This window comes from Acinetobacter sp. YH12116, from assembly GCF_013418895.1.
In the GTDB taxonomy this organism is placed as follows: domain Bacteria; phylum Pseudomonadota; class Gammaproteobacteria; order Pseudomonadales; family Moraxellaceae; genus Acinetobacter; species Acinetobacter indicus.
On record NZ_VPBE01000010.1, the window covers coordinates 81,044 to 98,351 of the forward strand.

Consider the following 17,308-nt stretch of genomic DNA (forward strand, 5'->3'; position numbering starts at 1 on the left):
TGATGCTACTGCGTCAAATAAGAACCAGGATTTTTCAGAACACTATGACCAACAATAACTTTTCACAAATCGCTTCTTTCATCTGGTCGGTTGCCGACCTGCTGCGTGGTGACTTCAAACAATCGCAATACGGTCGCATCATTCTGCCATTTACCTTGTTACGTCGTTTGGAATGTGTACTGGAAGAAAGCAAGGCTGCGGTACTGGCAGAACATGAAAAAGTCTCCAAGCTGAATCTGCCAGAAGAAGCTCAAGAAAAGTTATTGCTGCGTGCCACCAATGGTCTAGCCTTCTTTAACACCTCCCCAATGGATCTCAGCAAAATGGGGCAGAGTGATATCAAGGCCAACTTGAGCACTTATGTGCAAAGTTTCTCTAAAGATGCCCGTGAGATTTTTGAATACTTTAACTTCATCGAATTTGTGGGCCTCCTCGATGATGCCAACCTTTTGTATAAAGTCGTGCAAAAGTTTGCCACCACGGATCTGAGTCCAAAGAGCGTATCCAACCATGACATGGGTTTGGTGTTTGAAGAACTGATCCGTCGTTTTGCTGAAGGTTCCAATGAAACGGCCGGGGAACACTTTACCCCGCGTGACATTGTACGTTTGACTACAGCATTGGTCTTTATGGAAGATGATGATGTACTGACCAAAGATGGCATTATCCGTACCATTTACGATCCTACAGCGGGGACGGGTGGCTTCCTCTCTTCCGGTATGGAATATCTGCATGAGCTGAACCCGAATGCGGTGATGCGTGCCTTTGGTCAGGAACTCAATCCGGAATCCTACGCCATCTGTAAAGCCGACATGCTCATTAAAGGTCAGGATGTAAGCCGAATCAAACTGGGCAATACCTTGTCGAATGACCAGCTCGCATTGGATAAATTTGACTATATGTTATCTAACCCACCTTTTGGTGTGGACTGGAAAAAGATCGAACAAGACATTAAAGATGAGCATGAGCACAAAGGCTTTAATGGCCGTTTCGGTGCAGGCTTGCCACGGGTATCGGATGGTTCATTATTATTCCTGATGCACCTGATCAGCAAGATGCGTGATGCCAGTAGTAGCGAGAGTGGCAGCCGCATCGGGATTATCCTGAATGGTTCACCTTTATTTACCGGTAGTGCAGGCAGTGGTGAAAGCGAGATCCGTCGCTATATTTTAGAAGCCGACTTGCTGGAAGCCATTATTGCCTTACCGAACGATATGTTCTACAACACCGGGATTGCCACCTATATCTGGGTACTCAGCAATAAAAAAGCCGTTGAACGTAAAGGCAAGGTACAGCTGATCAATGCCTCAAACCTCAGTACCAAAATGCGTAAGTCGCTGGGTTCAAAACGTAACTATCTGACTGAAGCTGAAATTGCCACCATTACCCAAAATTACGGTGACTTTGTGGCGGTAGATACCTTGGCGCAGGATGGCGAAACCGAACAGCAAAAACCATTTGCCAGCAAAATCTTTGACAGCCATGAATTTGGCTACCGTCGCGTGACTATTGAACGTCCATTGCGTTTATCGGCACAGATCACGGATAGCGCGATTGCTGCATTACGCTTTGCCCCGAAACCGTTTAATGCCGTGATGCAAAGTATCGATGCGCAATTGGGCACAGCCTTTGGTACAGCATGGACAGCTGAAACTTATGGTCAGTTGCAGGACGTGGCGCTTGAGGTGCGTGCCCTGATTAAAGCCGAGTTCCCTGAGCTGAAAGAAAAAGACATTAAAGAGGTACTGGACAGCAAAATCTGGCTATTCCAGAAAGCCCTTATGGAAAAAGCGCAAGCGTTACAGGAGGTGATTGGCACTGAGCAGTTTGATGACTTTAACCAGTTTGATGAAGTGCTGAAAAAAGCCCTCAAGCAAACCGACATCAAGCTGGATGCCAAAGAGAAGAAACAGCTGTTAGATGCCATTACCTGGAAGAATCCTGAAGCAGAACCAGTGATTAACAAGGTCGTGAAACAGGCGGAAAACCCATTATATGGCCAGTTTAGTTATAAAGGCAAAGTGGTGGAGTTTGTGCAGGATGGGGATTTGCGTGATGCGGAGAACATTGCACTGAATCCAAAAGTCAGCACTACAGAGCTGATTGAAGATTACTTTAAACGTGAAGTACAGCCCCATGTGCCTGATGCGTGGATTAATGCTGACAAGCGCGATGAGAAAGATGGTGAGATTGGCATTGTCGGTTATGAAATTCCGTTTAACCGTCATTTCTACGTGTACCAGCCACCGCGTGACCTAAGCGAGATTGATGCCGATCTGGATGCGGTCAGCCGTGAAATTATGGCACTTCTGCAAGAGGTGCATTCTTAATGGTTAAGACAACGGCAAAGTATCAGGCCTATGCGGAATATAAGAATTCAGGGGTTGAGTGGTTGGGGAAAATTCCAAGTCATTGGTTAGCTACTCAAGTTAAATATGGTTATTTAGTTACTTTAGGGAAAATGCTGCAAAGCACTCCGAAGTCGAGTTTAGATGAACTTAAATTATATTTAAAAGCACAGAATATTCAGCCTAACGGAATAAATATTGATCAAGTTGAATCAATGTGGTTTTCACCTGATGAATGTAAAAAACTTCTTTTGCAAAAAAGTGACGTATTAGTAAGTGAAGGTGGTGATGCAGGAAGATCAGCTATTTGGAATTGTGAATTAGAAGAATGCTATATTCAGAATGCAATTAACCGTGTTCGTCCTAAGTATGTAAATAATTCAAAATACTTTTTGTATTGGATGAAATTCTTAAAATCTACTGATTTTATTAATATCATTTGTAATAAGGCGACCATTGCTCATTATACGGCTGAAAAGTTGGAAGGTTCTCCTATCTTTCTACCATCTAGTGATGAACAAAAGAATATAGCTAACTTCCTCGACCATGAAACCGCCAAAATCGATCACCTGATTGAAAAACAACAACAACTGATTGAACTGCTGAAAGAAAAACGTCAGGCGGTGATTAGCCATGCCGTGACTAAAGGACTTGATCCAAATGTCCCGATGAAAGATTCGGGTGTGGCATGGTTAGGGGAAGTACCGGAGCATTGGGACACAACCAAAATTAAATATGTTGCGGAACTAACACCGAAGAAAAGTGAAGTATCAAGCAATGATAATCGACTGTGTACTTTCGTCCCAATGGAGAAATTAAAACTAGGTAGTCTAATTAAGGATGAAGAAAAACCTATTTCTGAAGTTATTGGCGGTTATACATATTTCAAAAATGGTGATTTACTTTTAGCTAAGGTAACACCATGTTTTGAGAACAAAAATATGGTCGTTGCAAGTGATTTAAAAAATGGAATTGGTTTTGGTTCTTCTGAAATTTATGTGTTGAGAACGAATCATAAGGTTAATACTCAATTCTTATACTATCGTTTGCAAGAAGACCAATTTATGGAATTGGGAACAGGTGCAATGACAGGAGCAGGCGGACTAAAACGAGTACCATCAGAATTTTTGAATAATTTTGAATTTGCTTTACCGCCTTTGTCAGAACAGATAGCTATCACAAAATACTTAAATCAATACTTGATAAAAAATCAATACTTGATAAATAAGGCGCAATCAGCAATTCAACTCATGCAAGAACGCCGAACCGCCTTAATCTCAGCCGCAGTCACCGGAAAGATTGATGTTCGTCACTGGCAATCGCCAATTGTTGCTGAGGCAGACACGGAGTTAAGCGCATGAGTGATCATTCTTTAACGAGCTTAGCTTTGCCACAGCTGACCCAAGAAATTGTTTCACTTGTCCATGCTGCCAAGCAACGTGCCGCGATTGCCGTCAATGCCGAACTGACCTTGCTGTATTGGTCGGTGGGACAACGTATCCGACAGGCAATATTAAAAGGGGAGCGGGCAGAATATGGGCAACACATCATTGGCAATTTATCCAAAGCCCTGACAGCGCAATTAGGCCGAGGCTGGGGAAAGTCACAGCTCAACTACTATGTTAAATTTGCAGAAGTTTTTGATGATATTAACATTGTCCATGCAGTGCGTGGACAATTAAGCTGGACGCATCTTAAAACCCTGATGTATATAGATGACCACATCAAACGAGAGTTTTATCTCAGCATGGCCGTGCAGGAACGCTGGTCTACACGAACGCTGGATGAACGCATCGGTTCAATGCTGTTTGAACGCACCGCCATTTCCAAAAAACCGGACGAAACCATTCTGCATGAATTGCAACAGCTCAAGGAACAAGGGGTTGTACATCAGCAGCTCTTGCTCAAAGATCCTTATATTCTGGACTTTCTCGATCTGAATGACCGCTATTTGGAAAAAGATTTAGAAGATGCCATTTTGCGCGATATTGAGCAGTTTCTTTTAGAGCTGGGTTCAGGCTTTACCTTTATTGCCCGCCAGAAGCGTATTCAGATTGATGAAGATGATTTCTACATTGACCTGTTGTTTTATAACCGCAAACTCAAACGACTGGTCGCGATTGACCTGAAAACTGAAAAATTCCGGCATTCGCATAAAAGCCAGATGGAACTGTATTTACGCTGGCTGGCTAAATACGAACAGGAAGAAGGTGAAAACCCACCGCTGGGCATTATTTTCTGTACTTCTAAAAAACATGAGCAAATTGAATTGCTGGACTTGGAAAGCTCGGATATTCATGTGGCTGAATACATGACGGTTTTGCCACCCAAAGAAGTCCTGGAACAACGCTTACAACTTGCTATGGAACGTGCTAAACAACGCTTGCTTGCCGATGGAGAATCATAAACATGGATGCTACCCGCGAAAGCATTTTCCAGAACGATATTATTCAACAGATGCTGGCTCAAGGCTGGCAACTTGGTACGCCACAAGGCTACAACCGTGAAACCGCCTTGTATGAGCAGGACGTACTGGATTTTGTGCAACATACCCAAGCACAAGACTGGCAGAAGTTTCAGCGCATCTTTCCACAGGATACCGAACGGCATTTTCTAGAAGCCGTGGTTGCCCAGCTGAAGAAAGCCGACATCAATGCCACTGATGAACAGTCACGTAGCTATGGCACTTTAGGTGTGCTGCGTCACGGAGTGAAAACCCGCAGCGCACGTTTTTTCCTCTGTCAGTTTAAACCAGAACATGCGCTAAATCCCGATACCTTAGCCAATTACAAAAAGAACATCTGCCGCATTGTGCCAGAGTTGGTCTATAGCCCGTATGCTACGGCTGCCGAGTTACAGGACATGGGCAAACAGGCCAAGAAATGGCGTATTGACTTGGTATTGTTTATTAACGGCTTTCCTGTTGCTACTCTGGAACTCAAGTCCGAGTTTAAACAGGCGGTGCAGAATGCCATGTTGCAGTACAAACGCACCCGCTTGCCCAAAGATCCAGAAACCAACAAGCCTGAACCCTTGCTAATGTTTAAGCGTGGCGCATTGGTACACTTTGCCGTGAGTCAATACGAAGTCTATATGGCGACCCAATTGGCCGGAGAAGATACCTTCTTCCTGCCATTCAATAAAGGCACGCATGACGGTGGCGCAGGCAATGATGTGCCAGAAGACCAGAATCAGTACGCTACGGCCTATCTGTGGAATGAAGTGCTCACCCCAGACAACTTGCTGAATATCATTGGACGTTTTGTCCATCTGCAAATTGAAGAAAAAGAAGACTGGGAAGGGCGCAAGTACAAAAAAGAACTGCTGATCTTCCCACGTTACCATCAGTGGAATGTGGTGACTAAACTGATCAATGCCGCCTTAGAGGAAGGTACTGGACACAAATATCTGATTCAGCACAGTGCAGGCTCAGGCAAGTCCAACTCGATTGCCTGGACCGCGCATCAGCTCTCTACCTTGTATGATCAGCACAATCAGAAACTGTTTGATTCGGTGATTGTGGTCACTGACCGAACCATTCTGGATGCCCAGCTACAGGACACTATCTACCAGTTTGAACATGCCGATGGCGTGGTCGGACGTATCAACAACAAAGAAGGCGATGGCTCCAAATCAGAAAAACTGGCCAAGGCACTGGAAACGTCACAGCCGATCATTATTGTGACGATTCAGACCTTCCCGTTTGTGTTGCGTGCCATTGAAAACAGCACCAACCTAAAACAGCGACGCTATGCGGTGATTGCCGATGAAGCGCATTCTTCACAAAGCGGCTCTACGGCACGACAACTGAAAGAAGTGTTGATGCTGGAAGAGCGTGAAGAGGATGCCGAACTGTCTTCGGAAGACATTCTGGATGCGGTGGTGGCCGCACGTAAGGGCAGTAACAATCTGAGTTATTATGCCTTTACCGCCACGCCGAAAGACAAAACCCTGCAACTGTTTGGCCGCGTGCCGAATCCTGAGCTACCGCCCTCCAAGCAGAACAAGCCGGAAGCCTTCCATGTCTATTCCATGCGCCAGGCGATTGAAGAAGGCTTTATCCTGGATGTGCTGAAAAACTACACCAACTATAAGGTGGTGTATAAGCTGAAACAAAAAATTGAAGAAGCCGATAAACAGGTCGATGCCAAGAAAGCCAAGATCAGGCTGAATCAATGGGTACGCCTGCATGACCACAACATTTCCCAGAAAGTGAAAGTGATTGTCGAGCATTTTAAAAATAACGTGATGGGCTTATTGGGTGGACAGGCCAAAGCCATGGTAGTGACCAGCTCGCGTAAGGAAGCAGTACGTTACAAGCTGGCCTTTGATAAATACGTGTCTGAGCAAGGCTACAAGTCCATTCAGGCCATGGTCGCCTTCTCCGGTGAGGTTGAGTTTAATGACAAGGATACCGACAGCAGTGGCTTAGTCGGGCAGACCTTTAACGAACGCAACATGAACCCGGGTCTAAAAGGACGGGAAATGCGTAAAGCCTTTGATAGCGATGACTATCAAGTGATGCTGGTGGCCAACAAGTTCCAGACCGGCTTTGACCAGCCGAAACTGTGTGCCATGTACGTGGACAAAAAACTCGGTGGGGTGGAGTGTGTACAAACCTTGTCACGTCTGAACCGGACCTATCCGGGCAAGGCAGAGTCTGGCACCTTTGTCTTGGACTTCTTTAACGAGCCTGAAGATATCCTGGCGGCCTTCCAGCCATATTATCAAACCGCAGAACTGGCCGATGTCTCTAATCCGGATCAGATCTTTGACTTGTTTGAAAAGTTGAAAGCCAGCAAGATTTTCTTGTGGACGGAAGTCGAGCAGTTTGTCGATGCGTTCTTTACCAAGAACAAATCCAATGCCGCGATTAGTAACATTTGCAAGCCTGCGGTTGAACGTTGGCAGAAACGCTATAGCCAAGCCATCGAAGCCTATAACACCACCCGAGATATGCTGGAACGCTGCAAGAAAACCAATGATGCGGTGCTGATTGCCAATGCCGACAATGCCTTTAAAGAGGCCAAGCTGGAAAAAGACAAGCTGGAAATCTTTAAAAAGGACTTGGGCAGTTTTACCCGTTTCTACGAGTTTATGTCACAAATCGTGGACTACGATGACAAAGAACTGGAAAAGCTCAGCCTGTATGCGCGTAACCTGCGTCCATTGCTGCGTGAAACTGCAACGAAAGACGATGAGGTGGATCTGAGTAATGTCAGCATGAGCCATTACCGCCTGTCCAAGATCCGTCAGCAGGACATCAAGCTGAAAGAAGATGCCGAAGACAATCAGCTTGAGCCGGGCAATGACCTGGGTGCAGCCAAACCACGTGACAAGAAAGAAGAGTTCCTGTCACAGATCATCGAACGCCTGAATGATGTGTTTATCACCGATAACCTGACTGATAAAGACATGCTGAACTATGCCTATACGGTACGGGACAAGCTGGCGGAGAATGAGATTGTGATGAAGCAGATTGCCAACAATACCCGTGAACAGGCCATGCTGGGTGATTTCCCGAAAGCTATGGATGATGCCATTCTGGGCAGCAGTGCAGCACATCAGGAACAGATGATGCAGTTACTGTCTGATCCGGCGAAGGCCAGCATATTTGCACGGGTGATTTTTGATATGTTGAGCGGGTGATACTTATTTTCTTACGTTAATAAAAATGGTGGAAAATGATAAATTTATTTTCTGTTTGAGATTTATGGAAAAATTTTAAAATTAGTATATTGCATAATGTTTTTGCAACAAAGCTATTTAAATTCAAGGTTAAAAACAAATTTCGGGGGTAATATGAAAATCGAAGCACAAGTAAAATCTATTAAAAAATTAAAGGACTATTTTTTTCTTGTACCTGATTATCAGCGTGAGTATGTCTGGAAAGCAGATGATCAGGTCGAACAATTTCTAATAGATATCGATAATGAGTACGATGAACAAGCTGATGACCAAGAAAGTTACTTCATTGGCTCAATTATCGTAGTAAAAAACAAGAACAAATATGATGTGATTGATGGTCAGCAACGTCTGACTACAATCACATTAACCTTGTGTGCAATTCGTGATTTATTAGCCCGTCAAGAATTAGATGCAAAACAGAAAAACTATTTAGGTATTGTAGAAGAACTCCTTTATAGCTTTGAACCTGATACAGAAGAAACTGAATTACGCTTAGAGTTACAGTATGAGGAAAGTAAAGACTACCTGAATAAGCTGATCGTTGCTGAAAAATATGATGGTGAGGTCACTGCATCCATTCAAAAAATGCAGGCTGCATATGCTGCAATTTATCAATATTTAGAGAGTATATTACAGCGCGGCGTCGCAGCTTTAATCAAATTTACACGTTACTTTATTAATAACATCGACTTGGTGATTATTGAGTCTGAAGATATTAGTAGTGCGCTAAAAATCTTTGAAACCATTAACCAACGTGGTGTTGGACTTAATGCTATGGACTTGGTAAAAAATCTATTGTTCAGCAAAGCCAATCCAAATCAATTTGTCACGATTAAAGAAACGTGGAAAAAAATCAATGCAGCCTTACAACGCTGCGGAGAAGATGAAAACCCGCTTCGATTCCTGCGTTACTTTATGATGGCACGCTATCATGATGGTATTCTGCGTGAGGATGATATCTATAAATGGATTATTTCTAATGCAGGTAAAGCATTACTAAAATATGAAACTCACCCTGTGGCATTGGTACAAGAAATTGAATTTATGGCACAGCGCTATGCAGATTTAGTGAATGCGACCAAACTGTTAAGAGACGGTAGTGAATATCCTAATGTAACCAATATTGGTTTCTTAAATAAATACAAATCTAGACAGCATTTGGTTCTATTGTTGGCGTTGGCAAAAAATGCGAGCAAAGATTCAATTAACTATTTGGCAATGCAAATTGAGAGTTATTACTTTGTGACTAATACTGTAGGCATTCAGGGTAAAAATAATGAACACTCATTTGCAAATTGGGTCGTCTCTTTTAGAGAGAAGTCTACGATTGAGGAAATCCAAGAAGTTGTAGAAAAGACCCTGTTGCCTTACCTCTTAGAGCGATTAGATGATCTTAAGTTTAGATTCTTAAATATCCGTCATGATGCCTATAATCCGCAATATCGTCAGCGTTTTATCCTAGGAAAAATTGAAAATCAGGCGCGTGCCCAGGTGAATTGGATGCCACTGAACGTACAGCAAATTGAAAAACTAGAAATCGAGCATATTTTTCCACAAACACCTAAGGACAATATTCTGCCCGTAGAGTTTCTAGATAAAGCTGATTATAACAATACAATTTATAAACTGGGAAATGTGACTTTATTAGAAAGTGTGATAAATCAAGCTATTAGTAAAATGAATGACTTAAGTACAAACTGGTTTGAACAAAAGCAGAATGAGTATGCTAAATCGAATTTGATTACGGTCAATATGCTTGATCATCGATATGAGATTGGAAAAAATACTGCGATCAATAAATTTAAAGATACAAAGCAATATATTTTTGAAACTTGGAATAAAATTAGTATTGTAGAACGTCAAAAAATTTTGCTAGATCTGGCTTTGGATGCTTGGCGTATTAATGATCAAAGACTAGATGAGTATAAGTTTTTCTCGCAAGTGCAAAACTTAGTTGAAGTTTAATTCAAAATTAACGTCAGGGTATATGAGATGAGTCGCAGCAGGCAGTTTGCAAGAATCAAATAAGATCAGCTGACTTAACTGATCCTAGACATGAGGTAGCCTCATTGTGAAGCTGCCTCAAATGTCTGTGGATCCCTTCTGAATAGCCATCAAAATGCAGATGGCTCTTTATTCATTCAATAGAATGCAGTTGATATAATCGCTCCAATACCGTTTCTGAAAATGGCTGCCAATAATTCCAGGATTTGTATTTGTTATTATATCGACCGCCACCTTCATTACGCCATTGTTTTAACATCGCAATAATTTCAGGGTTATAAGTGCAATTCACTGAAAGCATTCCACCAGAAAATTTACGGGCATGTACCCAAATCCCATTAATGGTGAATTGGTAGTCTTCCCAAGTGGATGCCGTGGGAAATTGAGTTGAATCCGTAGAGCTATCAGATTTTTCTTCAACTGATTGATTTTTATTGCCCATTAAATCGACTAGGCACGGCTTTGGAAGTGCTGGAAATAACCAAGTTTTATGTTCCAAGCTCTCAAGAATTAGCTTTTTAGCCTCATTACTGGGGATCACCAAATCGGAATTGAGCAGCCCGGACAAATCTATTTCAACAGTTTTAACATTCATGGATTTAATGATTTTCAGTTTATCTTCATCAATGAAATGGGTCACTGCAATTTCTATAAAAATCGGTTCTTCATCAATATAACAGGCCAAATCCGGGCGAATTAATCCTAGATGAAATTCAGGGATAATTTTATCGAATGTCCACCAGGTTGCCTCAATGTCTAAATTGGGAACCTCAGGCAGCAGTACTCCCATAGATTCAATAATGACTTGTTTGGCATATTTATGTAGTACGCTTTCAGGTTGAATAGCACAGCTATCTTTATTACTGGCATGGGCAAAATGATGTTCTTTGATTTCACCTTTACGGGCTAAAACTATTTCACCACATTCAAAGCATGTGCAGTTACAGGCAAGTCCACGAACTGCATCAGTAATATGGATCAAATTTTTATTTTCATCTAAAGCAATAAGCATGGTCATTTTATAATTCCTTCAGGAAGTTAATTTACTCATTCACTATGCTTGTGTTTTAATCTGTCCAACACCGTATTTAGGGGTGGAATACGGGTATGTGGGGGTATAAGTGACTGATAATAAATTACAAGTTCTTAAAAAATTACAAAATGAACTCTCTGATTTTCTGCAAACAGGTAAGGCATACGAATGTTTGAAAGTCATGTGTGCAGATTCAATAGATGCACTGCAAAATGGTCATGATGAAAAAGTCACCTTTACCCGTTGGAAGCTAAAAGCCCGATATGAAGGAAGCACCCAAGCCGCAGATGAAATTGACCCTAAGGAATTGCAAAAGTGGATTGATGATAAAAAATTGAATATCGTTCTCACTAATATCATTCAGGCTGAGCATCAACCTTTTCAGGAGTTAGGTTATTTCCCTGTAGTTAAAACTAATGAAACTAAAGGTGGGAAAGGCAACGAAAAATTGTATTGGCTAGATATTGAAAAAAAACGATTTGAAATAGTAGATCAACAAGCGGATGCGCCAGATGAATTTAGTCATATTGAATTCGTGGAGTATCATCGTAGTGAGCCATCTGCTATTAAAATTTCATGGTTTTATAGAGTCTTTTTCAAAAATGGGGAAATGAAGAATAGAAGTCTGCGAGGGCTATTTCTTATATCGGTAATTTTTTCATCGGTTATTTTCTGGTTGTTGTATTTGATTGTCGTTGCTTTTGTACTGGTTCGAGAAGGACAAAGCTTTACCTCATTTAATTTACTGATTTTATTTGGAGTCGTTTTTTTTACGTGGTTGCTGTGGAAGTATGAATTTATTCCGATTTGGAACCTACCAGAGCATCGTGTCATTAAAGCACCGATGATCTTTTTATCTTTAAATGAACTTGATGCTGAAATTGAGATGTATAGAGATAAGGAGAGGAATCAAATCACGCGATTTACCCGCTTTACAGCCACTTGCCCGATTTGTACGGCAGATATTGTTTTAAGAGACGGGAAGCCATATCAAAATGCACCATTGGTTGGACGTTGTGTCGAGAGTCCATTTGCCCATGTGTATAGTTTTGATCGGGTGGCTATGAAAGGGAAGTATCTTGGGGTTTAATACCAAACAGCCAGTAGTAAGTGCATGGAAAACAGCATGAAATATCAACCGCCTTATACGATTACTTCAAAAATTATTCACTTGGTCGCTCAGATTAGTGAGTCTATAGGGCGTTTGACGGTACTGACTCAAATTCAGGATGGATTAAAACTAAGAAAAGCCAATCGAATTAGAACCATTCAGGGCTCACTTGCGATAGAAGGCAATACATTAAGCGAAGAACAGATTACTGCGATCTTAAACGGCAAACCTGTGATTGCTCCACCCAAAGAAGTTCAGGAAGTCCGTAATGCAATAAAAGCCTATGAGGCATTTCAACAATGGAAACCCAGCAGTGAGCAGGACTTATTGCAAGCCCATCAAATATTAATGACGGGGTTAATTGATGAAGTTGGACAATTCCGTCATGGTGGGGTTGGTGTAATGTCTGGCGATCGAGTGGTACATATGGCTCCACCAGCTAACCAAGTGAATCGTTTAATCGGGGAGCTATTGCAGTGGCTGGATGAAAGCCCAGAGCATCCATTGATTAAAAGCTCAGTTTTTCATTATGAATTTGAATTTATTCATCCCTTTGCTGATGGTAATGGCCGTATGGGCAGGCTTTGGCAGACACTGATATTGAGTCAGTGGAATCCTATTTTTGCCAATATACCTGTTGAAAGCCTAATTTATCAAAATCAAAAAGCCTATTACGATGCTTTGCAAGCCAGTACTGATCAGACGGATTCAGCGTCATTTATAGAGTTTATATTGCAGATGATTTTGGATGCGATTCTAAGTTCTACAGTCACCGATCAAGCTAGCGAACATGATAGCGATCAAGTTGGCGTACAAGACAGCGATCAAGTTAAGCGCCTGGTTGCTTTGATGGATAAACATGAATACACGCTAGCTGAATTGATGTCATTATTAGGGTTGTCTCATCGGGCTACATTTCAAAAGAACTATCTGAATCCAGCAATTGAAGCTGGGCTGATTGAGCGTACTATCCCTGATAAACCAAAAAGTCCTAAGCAAAAGTACAGATTAAAGAAAATGTAAAATTGGAGTAACTCTAAATTCCCAAAACTATCTGATAAGGGGAGGCATCCGGTGAAGCCTACTTGACTCAGGCAAGCTCCCACTTATACGGCAGCAATTCTTCTATTTTGCTCATTTTTTGTGTTGGTAGCCTTGATTATTAATATCAAATTATTAAATAGTATAAGTTGAAAAATATAAATTGGATTAAAAGTAAAAAATGGGGAATGATAAGAATTCAAAGGAAATTAGTAAGGAATACTAAAATGAATAAAAAAATTAAAGTTGCTGTGATTGGTGGTGGTATTGCAGGATTAGCACTCACAACCCAATTGGTAAAAGCTCAACACTTGGATGTCCATCTTTATGAATCTGCTGCCCAATTTTCAGAAATTGGCGCAGGAATTTCTTTCGGTGCAAATGCTGTCAAAGCCATCCATCTATTGGGTCTAGGCAAAGAATATGAAAGTATTGCTGATAAAGTAAAAGCACCGTATACCGATATCTGGTTCCAATGGCGGAATGGCTATACAGATGAATATCTATCTGCTTCTGTCGCACCGAAAGTAGGTCAATCTTCTGTACATCGTGCCGATTTTTTGGATACTTTAATTCCTCTCGTCCCTTTATCCAATGTACATTTTAATAAGCGCGTACAGCACATTGATGCGACTGCCGATCAGGCAAAAATTACTTTTATGGATGGACAAGAGGTTGAATACGATTATGTGATCGGCTGTGACGGCATTCATTCAGTAGTACGCAATCATGTTTTAGATTCGCATCAACTTCCACGCGTGACACCTCAATTTTCTGGTACATGGGCATATCGCGGCATTATTAAGTTTAAGGATTTTCAGCAGGCTATCAAGGAACTCGCTAATGATCCAGAGTTATTTGACGTTCCGCAAATGTTCTTGGGTAAGGACAAACACATCTTAACTTTCCCAATTCGCCAGGGAGAAGAAATCAATATTGTGGCATTTAAATCTGACCGTACGCAAACCGTCTTGCCAGAAAATACCCCTTGGACAAAATCTGTTTCCAAACAGGAAATGCTCGAAGATTTTTCAGACTGGAGTGATAGCTGTCAGGCATTATTGAATTTAATTGAAGCTCCAACGCTGTGGGCACTGCATGAAATTCAGCCATTAGAAACCTATAAAAATAAGACAAACAATGTGATTGTGATTGGTGATGCTGCGCATGCCATGTTACCGCATCAAGGTGCCGGTGCCGGACAAGGCCTGGAAGATGCATTAATCTTGGCTAATTTGTTGGCTAATCCACAGCTGACGCGTGAAACCATCAAATTAGTATCTGGAATTTATGAAGAAGTACGTCTAGAGCGTGCTGTAAAAGTTCAGCATACCTCGCATGAATCGGGTGAGATTTATGAACTTTATTCACCACTATATCCGAGTTTTGAGGAGATTGGCGCTCATTTAGCTCATCGCTTTGATTGGTTATGGCAGCATTCACTTGAACAAGATATTGAAACAGCTACAACATCGTTGCAGAAAGAACTACAGCAGAAAATCAGAATGGCTGGTTAAGTTCATAAATTAAAATAAAAAAATTGCACAATGTTTCGACCAGGGAGGTCAGTTATGCAAAGTATTAATGCCAATGAGATTATAGATCATGCCCGATTGAAAGCGATTCACTGGCGTGTGATTTTACTGAGTGCCCTGATTATTATTTTTGATGGCTACGATCTGGTAATTTATGGTGTCGCCTTGCCAAAACTCATGAAGGAATGGCAAATAGATACCATCACCGCCGGTTTTCTTGGTAGTGTTGCCTTATTCGGCATGATGTTTGGTGCGATTATTTTTGGCAGTCTGAGTGACAAGTTAGAAAGCTATGGGTTTAGCCGTAAAAAACTCATCGCGCTTTGTATCTTCTTGTTCAGTGGTTTTACCTTGTTATGTGGCTATGCGACTAATCCACAGAGCTTTGGTATCTTTCGCTTTCTGGCGGGTCTCGGTCTAGGCGGGGTCATGCCGAATGTGATCGCTCTGATGACTGAATATGCACCGAAAAAATTACGTGCCACGCTCGTTTCACTGATGTTTAGTGGCTATGCAGTGGGTGGGATGTGTTCAGCACTATTAGGAATGTGGTTAGTGCCGCAATTTGGCTGGAAAATCATGTTTATCATCGGAGGTTTACCGCTATTGCTGTTACCGGTGATCTGGTATTTGCTACCTGAATCTATTGATTATTTAGTACGACGCAAAAAAACCGAACAAGCTTTTCAGATCCTTAAACAAATTGATAGCAGTATCACGTATAACAACCAGACACAGATTAGCCTGCATCATGAGAATCAAGCTGTATCTAAGTCACCAGTGAAAGATCTATTTGCAGAGAATCGTGGTCCTGTGACTTTACTGTTCTGGACCAGTGTATTTATGGCTTTAATTTTGGTCTATGCCTTAGGCAACTGGTTACCAAAACTGATGGTTGAGGCGGGATATGATTTATCCACCAGTTTAGTCTTCCTTTTTGCACTCAATATTGGTGGTATGCTAGGCGCAATTTTTGGTGGATATCTCGCAGATCGTTTTAATTTGGCTAAAGTACTATGCACTTTATTTGCTAGTGGTGCGATTGCCTTGTTCTTGCTCAGCTACAGTCTACCGACTTTTGTTCTTTATATCTGTATCGCAGTTGCCGGGGCAGCTTCTATTGGCGGGCAGATTTTATTATTGGCCTATATGTCACAATTTTACTCATCCAATATCCGCGCGACTGGTTTAGGTATGGCATTGGGTGTAGGACGTCTAGGTGCAATTTTAGGTCCAATTTTATGTGGTTGGTTGCTGAGTTTGAGTTTACCGCTCACTTATAATTTTATTGCTATGGCTATCCCATGTATGATTGCAGTGATTAGCGTTTCAATGATTCACTATCGTCTGAAACAGAAAAAATTAAAACCTGTGGTTGTACAAGCTTAAAGATTGATTTAGGGAGGGTAACCTCCCTGATTGATATTGGAATATTAAAATTGATTGATCTGAGTCTTATTAAAGTTTTTATTGTCATCTACGAAACAAAAAATATTAGTCATGCAGCCGAAAGGCTTAATTTAAGTCAGCCTTCTGTGACCTACAATCTCAATCGCTTACGTAAGTTTCTTAATGATCCACTCTTTGAACGCGACAAATTTGGCGTCAAACCCACCAAGTTGGCCCAGATTTTATATCCGAGTTTTAGTCAGTCAGTTGCTGAAATTGAAACTGCCATTGCAGCAACACAACAGTTTGATCCCAAAACTTCAACTCGGACCTTCCGTCTTGGTCTGTCCGATTTAGGTGAGATCTGTTTATTACCTTCACTGATTCAATATCTATCTAAAGAAGCACCTTTTATAAAAGTTGAAATTGAAGAAATTCATTCAAATCAAGTGGAAGCATGGCTGATTGAAGGTTTCTTGGATGTTGCTGTGTTTAATAGCAGCTATACCGTGATGCCCAAGATTGAATCACGCAATTTATTTGAAGAACGATATATGTGTATTGCTCATAAACAGCATCCACGTATTCAGGATCAATTGAGTTTAGAACAGTATTTACACGAGAAACATGCTGCGATTAAATCTTCTACAGGCCATATTGAAATTGATCAAAGGCTGAAAGAACTTGGGTTGAAACGGAATATCATGCTGGAAGTGCCACATTTCAGTGTATTACAGGATGTTGTGACTAATTCAGAATTACTGGTGACCTTACCTTCACGTGCAGCACGCGTCTATGAACGTAATAGTGACGTCAATATTTTTGAATTACCTTTTGCGGTTAAAACCTTTAATGTCAGTGCCAACTGGTACAACCATCATGATGATTTAGAAGCCCGTACCTGGTTTATTCAAACTTTAAGAAAAATTTTTCAGTTTTTATAGTTTGGGCAGCTTTTCACTTTACGGTTAGATGATATAGATTAGCTATCAATATAAAACTCAAATTGATATCATAAATATATAAAAATATTCTCTGTACACGACAAAAATAGATAACTCATTGAAATAATGTCACAATAATTGTTTTCTAACGACGAATACTATGACACATCTCAATGAGTTATATCTTATCTTAAACAAATCTCTAAAATGGAACA

General features: G+C 41.3%; 11 protein-coding genes. 10 read left to right on the plus strand and 1 reads right to left on the minus strand.

All coding sequences use genetic code 11. The features are described 5' to 3' along the window. Positions 1-44: 44 nt before the first annotated feature. The 5 genes from FTU54_RS08220 to FTU54_RS08240 all read left to right on the plus strand — a co-directional run bounded on the left by FTU54_RS08220 (position 45) and on the right by FTU54_RS08240 (position 10,001). Positions 45-2,330, plus strand: coding sequence for a class I SAM-dependent DNA methyltransferase (locus FTU54_RS08220; RefSeq protein ID WP_180074630.1), 2,286 nt, complete (start codon positions 45-47; stop codon positions 2,328-2,330). Beyond that, positions 2,330-3,709: a restriction endonuclease subunit S gene (locus FTU54_RS08225; protein WP_168414846.1), complete on the plus strand. Its 1,380-nt coding sequence runs from the start codon at positions 2,330-2,332 to the stop codon at positions 3,707-3,709. The genes FTU54_RS08220 and FTU54_RS08225 overlap by 1 nt, the downstream gene beginning before the upstream one ends. Further along, a complete protein-coding gene (locus FTU54_RS08230) occupies positions 3,706-4,755 on the plus strand; it encodes a YhcG family protein (protein WP_180074631.1) in 1,050 nt (349 codons plus the stop codon). Before FTU54_RS08225 ends, FTU54_RS08230 begins: the two co-directional genes overlap by 4 nt. After that, positions 4,752-7,997 (plus strand): DEAD/DEAH box helicase family protein, encoded by a 3,246-nt coding sequence (locus FTU54_RS08235; RefSeq protein ID WP_180074637.1) that lies wholly within the window; start codon positions 4,752-4,754, stop codon positions 7,995-7,997. Before FTU54_RS08230 ends, FTU54_RS08235 begins: the two co-directional genes overlap by 4 nt. 153 nt (positions 7,998-8,150) lie before the next feature. Then, positions 8,151-10,001, plus strand: coding sequence for a DUF262 domain-containing protein (locus tag FTU54_RS08240; RefSeq protein ID WP_180074632.1), 1,851 nt, complete (start codon positions 8,151-8,153; stop codon positions 9,999-10,001). A 172-nt stretch (positions 10,002-10,173) separates the two neighbouring features. Here FTU54_RS08240 and FTU54_RS08245 read toward each other — a convergent pair whose 3' ends face one another. Continuing rightward, positions 10,174-11,058, minus strand: coding sequence for a competence protein CoiA family protein (locus FTU54_RS08245; RefSeq protein WP_168399892.1), 885 nt, complete (start codon positions 11,056-11,058; stop codon positions 10,174-10,176). 103 nt (positions 11,059-11,161) lie between these two features. Between FTU54_RS08245 and FTU54_RS08250 the strand changes: the two genes are divergently transcribed. The 5 genes from FTU54_RS08250 (at position 11,162) to FTU54_RS08270 (ending at position 17,093) form a co-directional block, all read left to right on the plus strand. Then, positions 11,162-12,163: a hypothetical protein gene (locus tag FTU54_RS08250; protein ID WP_180074633.1), complete on the plus strand. Its 1,002-nt coding sequence runs from the start codon at positions 11,162-11,164 to the stop codon at positions 12,161-12,163. 36 nt (positions 12,164-12,199) lie between these two features. Next, the gene (locus FTU54_RS08255; RefSeq protein ID WP_104472742.1) at positions 12,200-13,207 is read left to right on the plus strand and encodes a Fic family protein; all 1,008 of its coding nucleotides are present in this window, start codon (positions 12,200-12,202) and stop codon (positions 13,205-13,207) included. A 245-nt stretch (positions 13,208-13,452) separates the two neighbouring features. Then, entirely contained in the window at positions 13,453-14,742 is a 1,290-nt protein-coding gene (salA, locus tag FTU54_RS08260) for a salicylate 1-monooxygenase (RefSeq protein WP_180074634.1), read from the plus strand. A gap of 54 nt (positions 14,743-14,796) precedes the next feature. Then, entirely contained in the window at positions 14,797-16,149 is a 1,353-nt protein-coding gene (locus FTU54_RS08265; protein ID WP_180074635.1) for an MFS transporter, read from the plus strand. A gap of 53 nt (positions 16,150-16,202) precedes the next feature. Next, entirely contained in the window at positions 16,203-17,093 is an 891-nt protein-coding gene (locus tag FTU54_RS08270) for a LysR substrate-binding domain-containing protein (RefSeq protein WP_368775952.1), read from the plus strand. Positions 17,094-17,308 lie beyond the last annotated feature (215 nt).